This window comes from Mumia sp., from assembly GCF_028803055.1.
Lineage (GTDB): Bacteria > Actinomycetota > Actinomycetes > Propionibacteriales > Nocardioidaceae > Mumia.
In genome coordinates this window covers 1-4,287 of the sequence record NZ_JARBCJ010000233.1, presented here as the reverse complement: position 1 = coordinate 4,287, position 4,287 = coordinate 1, and the positions used below count along the sequence as shown (strand labels likewise).

4 protein-coding genes and 1 pseudogene are annotated in these 4,287 nt (G+C 71.9%); 1 reads left to right on the top strand and 4 read right to left on the bottom strand.

Annotation, left to right across the window (positions count from 1 at the left end; all coding sequences use genetic code 11):
• On the bottom strand, window positions 1-214 hold a 214-nt coding region (locus PV363_RS16140; protein WP_366525498.1), incomplete at its 3' end, for a YbaK/EbsC family protein.
• Between the two features lie 44 nt (window positions 215-258).
• Window positions 259-1,080: a L,D-transpeptidase family protein gene (locus PV363_RS16135; RefSeq protein ID WP_220365776.1), complete on the bottom strand. Its 822-nt coding sequence runs from the start codon at window positions 1,078-1,080 to the stop codon at window positions 259-261.
• A 147-nt stretch (window positions 1,081-1,227) separates the two neighbouring features.
• Here PV363_RS16135 and PV363_RS16130 point away from each other — a divergent pair, with 147 nt between their 5' ends.
• Entirely contained in the window at window positions 1,228-1,629 is a 402-nt protein-coding gene (locus PV363_RS16130) for a DUF3040 domain-containing protein (RefSeq protein ID WP_220344378.1), read from the top strand.
• Between the two features lie 64 nt (window positions 1,630-1,693).
• Here PV363_RS16130 and PV363_RS16125 read toward each other — a convergent pair whose 3' ends face one another.
• Together PV363_RS16125 and PV363_RS16120 are read right to left on the bottom strand one after the other, a co-directional pair.
• Complete coding sequence (locus PV363_RS16125; protein WP_301022865.1) at window positions 1,694-4,009, bottom strand: DUF3488 and transglutaminase-like domain-containing protein; 2,316 nt, start codon at window positions 4,007-4,009, stop codon at window positions 1,694-1,696.
• Window positions 4,006-4,287 (bottom strand): annotated as a pseudogene (locus PV363_RS16120) (hypothetical protein); the annotation flags it as partial. The gene PV363_RS16125 and the pseudogene PV363_RS16120, both read right to left, overlap by 4 nt.

The following is a 4,287-nucleotide window of genomic DNA, read 5'->3' as shown; positions in this document are numbered from 1 at the left end:
CGCGGTGCGCGCCGCTGGTCAGGACAAGCACCACCTCGCCCCCGCCGTCGAAGACGAGACTGTTGGCGATCGCGGCGACGTCGACGCCGAGTGCGTCGGCCGCCTCCTGCGCCGTACGTACGGAGTCGGGCAGCATCCGCACGACCTCGTCGACGACCCCACGATCGGCAAGGGCCTGGATCACCTGCTGGACCCTCGGATGTGTCGCAGTCATCGGGCGACCGTACTGGTTGTGGGGGCCAGCGCTCGCCGGCGCCCTCAGCTCCAGGCGCCGTAGACGGTCACCTTGAGCTTCTTGTTGGAGGTCAGCGCCCACAGCTGCTTGGCGTCGGGGATGTAGAGGTTCACGCAGCCGTGGCTGTGCCCGACGAAGGGGTCCATCATCAGGTAGGAGGCGTGGAAGGCCTGACCGCCCGAGAAGAACTGCGCGTACGGCATCTTGGCTTCGTAGATCGAGCTGACGTGGTTCTTGCTACGGGAGAACACGGTGAACTTGCCGGTGCGGGTCTTCGACGAGGCGGCGCCGCCACGCACCAGCCAGCTGTTCCACAGCGTGCCGTTGCGGTAGAGCACGACCTGGTGCCGACGGCGGTCGTAGCAGGCGTTCCAGCCCGACGACTTGCACCGCTTGGGGATCTTGGACTTGCCACGCACCGTCTTCTGGATGAGGCGCTTCCAGGTCGCGGTGTTCGCCACGCCCGAGCGCTTGAGCCCGTGGCGCTTCTGGAACTTCTTGACGGCCTTCGCGGTGCGGGCGGTGTAGACGCCGTTGACCGAGCCTCCGTAGACGCCGGCCCAACGCAGGCGGTACTGGAGCTCGCGGACGTGCTTGATCGACGTCACCGACCGGTCGCGGTCGCCCGGACGCGTCGTCGCCCGGTAGAACCGGTCCTTGCGGGAGGGCTTGGCTGCGCGGAGGGCTGCCGGCGCGGCCGCGACCGTGGACTGGCCGACGGCGGCCGGTGACACCACGGCCGGCACCACGGCGGCCGGGGCTGCGCTCGCCGGCGACCCAGCGCCGAGAGCGAGTCCTGAGAAGGCCAGGGCGGCAGAGCAGACAAGGGTGGTGGACCGGCGCATCGGCGTCCTTCCGGGATGGCAGACGGGAGCCGTTGCCCCCCTGCGCACAAACAATAGCCCGTGCTGTGGCGCAGCCGATGACGCCTGCCTAGACTGGACACCCAAGGTCCGGCGGCAACCGCCGGTCGAGTTCAGGGGAGGCCCGAAGTGCCGCTCTCAGAGGAAGAGCAGCGACTGCTCGAGCAACTTGAGCAGGCGCTTGCTGCCGAAGACCCGCGACTCGCTTCGACCTTGCGCGGTTCGAAGCTCCGAGCCCGCGCTCGCCGGATCATCGTCCTGGCGTCGATCGGCTTCGTCGCCGGGGTCGCGATGCTGATGATCGGCGTGATCGCCGCCTCGACGCCCGTCGGAGTTGCCGGGTTCGCCCTCATGGTCGCGGGCGCCTACTTCTTCCTCACGACGTGGCGTTCGCGTGACGTCGAAGGACCTGACGAGTCCACCCAGACCGCGCCGCCGCGTCCGAAGCAGGGCAGCGGAAGCACCTCGGACTCCTTCATGCACCGCATGGAGGAGCGCTGGCGCCGCCGGCGCGACGACTCCGGCTCCTGACGGCTGCGGCCTCCTGAGCGGGCGTGCCCGCTCGGGACCGAGCTTCCGACTCTCGCCCCGCGGGCTACTCCCGCAGCGAAAGAACCTCGTCCTCTTCCCGGACCCCGACACGCCGCTCGGCCGGCACGAGGACCGACCGGGGGAGCACCGCGGCACCCAGTCGCTGCCGGCGCGTGACGCCGGCCGCCGTCGCACCGACAAGGTGGTCGACCGCCGCGGTGAGGTCTGCCGGCTCGTAGACAGGCGCGTAGCGACTGCGCTCGACCGCGTCGACGAGCGTGTCGATCGCCTCTCGCGCCACCGGGTCGTCGTCCAGCCGTGCCCGCAGCGGCGCGATCGACGTTCGCGGTGAGACGCCTTCGGTCCAACCGATCCCGTGGTCGGTCGCGGTGTCGCGGACCTCTGCCCAGGCGTCCTCGGCTGCCGCCGCCGGATCGTCGTGGGCCGCGCGCCGACGGCGTCGCCGGGCGGTGCGGACGGCCGCGGGGACGGCGAGCGCGACCGTGAGGAGCCCGAGCACCACGAGGGCCACGGGCACCCACGACCCTCCGCCGTCAGCGGCGTCCCCCGCGGCGTCTGCCTCAGCGCTGCCCGGAGCCGGGGACGCGGCGCCGGTCGGCAGCGCCGTCGGGTCTGCTGACGGGTCCGGAGCCTCCTGCGGGTCGGCCGAGCCTTCGGCGAACGTCGGAGGTGTGTAGCCGCTGCCGCCAGGTGTCGGCTCGAAGCCGATCCAGCCGACGCCCGCGAAGTACAGCTCGGGCCACGCGTGCATGGCGGTTCCCCGGAAGACCCACGTGCCCTTCTGACGGGCGGGCTCACCGGAGAGGAAGCCGACGGAGACGCGTGAGGGGATCCCCAACGACCGGGCCATCATTGCCATCGCGGTGGCGAACTGCTCGCAGTAGCCGACCCGATCGTCGGTGAGGAAGGCCTCGATCGTCTCCATCCCCGATCCGGGGCGCTGGGCGAGCGAGTACTTGAAGCCACCGTCCTGACGGAACCACCGCTGGAGAGCGAGGGCCCGGTCGAACGCGTTGGACGCGCCGGCGGTGACCTCCTCCGCGCGTTCGTTCACGACATCCGGCGTGGAGGAGGGGAGATCGACGTAGGACGACATCGTCAGCGTCGAGGCAGGAGCGGTGCGCAGGTCGGCCTGAGTCGGACGCGCGACCATGACCTCGACGTCGTAGGACGCTCCGGCGAAGGACCCGAGACGTGGGAGGCGACTGATGTCGAGCATGCTCCGGTTGATCTCGACACCGGAGGAGTCCTCGAGCCTCACGGCGGTCGGAGCATAGACATGGGGGAGCCAGCGCGTCTCGAACCCGGGTGAGACCGCGGTCCGGTAGCGCGCTGTCGTCGTCGGCACGCCGGGATTGAGACCCGGCACCGACGGGAGGTCGTCGTCGAGCTGCTGGCCGGCACCGACGCGGTCACCGAGGGTCCACCCCTGGTCGCCGACCGACTGCATCGAGGCGAGCCGGACGTATCGCGGCCGGGGCGCGTCCTTCTCCTCGGTCATCGTCAGGAGGACGTCGCGACTCTGTCCGCGGAGGTTGCGGCGCATGTCGAGCACCGGGTTGTCGAGGCCCGTGCCGATGCCGGATCCGGCACCCGAGCCGGCCCCGTCGAGGAAGCTCTCACCGGCGGTCGGCGTGACCAGGGGGACGACCAGGGCGACGGCGATCGCGCCGATCGCGATCCCGACCGCGGGAATCGACGCGCGCACGTGCCCGACCGCGGAGTCGACGGGGTCCCGCGGCTGGGAGCCGACTGCGGTGACGCGCGGTCCCCAGGCACGGCCGTCGTCGTTGCGCGTGACGGCGAGCAGGCCGGCGTACGCCGCAGCGCCCAGGACGAACACGAGGAGCGGCGAGCGACCCTCGAGGAGGGTCGCCGGCACCATGACGACGGCGAGGATGACGAGCCCGAGGGCCGGCGTCCATCGCAGCTCGGCGGCGAGGACGTCGATCACCAGCGCCAGGACGATGACGAGGGCGGCGAGGGTCGCGGTGAGCGCCGCGGTGTCGGGGACCGGCGCCGCGTATCGCTGGGCGTGCTGATAGGTCGCCTCGGCCAGGGCACCGGCACGTTCGAGCGTGTCGGGGGTAGGAATCACCCCGGCGATCCCGGTGCCTGCCCCGTACGCCGCGGTGAGCCACCCGAGCGTCACCGCGGCCTGCGCGGCGACGACGACGGGTCGGCGTCCGCCTGCCGCGCGGACGACGACGCCGACGAGGACCACGGCCGCGGCGCCGAGCGCGCCCTCGAGCAGGAAGCGGCTGTCGGCCACCAGCGGCGAGAACGCGGCTCCCGTCGTGACCGCAAGCAGCCACACCCACAGCCCGACCCAGAACGTGTGCGCCACCGACGCGTTCATCGCACCGCATCCTTCGTGGACTGGGCCGCAAGGGCGTGCCACGCCTCGCCCACCGTGTCGCCGCCGCCGACCGCCGTGGCGGCCCAACCCTGCGCGCGTGCCGAGGAGGCGAGGTCGGCCGCGGTGCCCGAACCACCGTGGGCCCCGCGCAGCCAGCCGTCGCCGTCGAGCACCAGGGCCAGTCGCCGTCCGGCGCCGAGCGAGCACCGGTTGACGTGCTCCAGCGAGTCCGGGTCTGCTCCGCCGACGATGGCCACGACCGTTCCTCGCGACGCCAT

Coding starts and splice junctions, on each gene's coding strand:
- PV363_RS16125 (WP_301022865.1), bottom strand. CDS start 4,009: ATGAACGCGTCGGTGGCGCACACGTTCTGGGTCGGGCTGTGGGTGTGG.
- PV363_RS16135 (WP_220365776.1), bottom strand. CDS start 1,080: ATGCGCCGGTCCACCACCCTTGTCTGCTCTGCCGCCCTGGCCTTCTCA.